Annotated in this window: 1 pseudogene; it reads right to left on the bottom strand. The window is 72.5% G+C overall.

Features of this window, described 5'->3' with window-relative positions:
* A pseudogene (locus D3D02_RS20130) lies at window positions 1-433 on the bottom strand (carbamoyl-phosphate synthase small subunit); the annotation flags it as partial.

Below are 433 nucleotides of genomic sequence, written 5' to 3' on the forward strand. Positions count from 1 at the left end.
GGTTGACGCCGCGGTGGCCGAACGCCATCTTCTCCGTCGAGCCGCCGAGCGCGCTCGTGATCACCTGCTGGCCGAGGCAGATGCCCGCGAGGGGGAGCTCGCCCGCGAACTCGTCGACCACGTCCTGCGCGGCGACGAAGTTCTCCGGGTCGCCCGGGCCGTTCGAGACGAAGAGCACGTCGGGCTCGACGGCGGCCACGTCCTCGGGGGTCGCGTCGTACGGGAGGACGTGGACGTCCGCGCCGCGGTCGGTGAGCGAGGAGATGATGGAGCCCTTCGCGCCGCAGTCGAGCAGGGCCACGTCCACGTCGCCGCCGCCCTCGTGGACGGTCGGCTCGGTCACCGACACCTGCGCGCCGATGTCGACGTGGTCGCTCATCGGCTTACACGCCTCCATCTCGTCGACCGCGTCCTCGGGGGTCGCGTCCGGGCC

It is taken from the genome of Halobellus sp. Atlit-38R, assembly GCF_003665925.1.
Lineage (GTDB): Archaea > Halobacteriota > Halobacteria > Halobacteriales > Haloferacaceae > Haloquadratum > Haloquadratum inordinatus.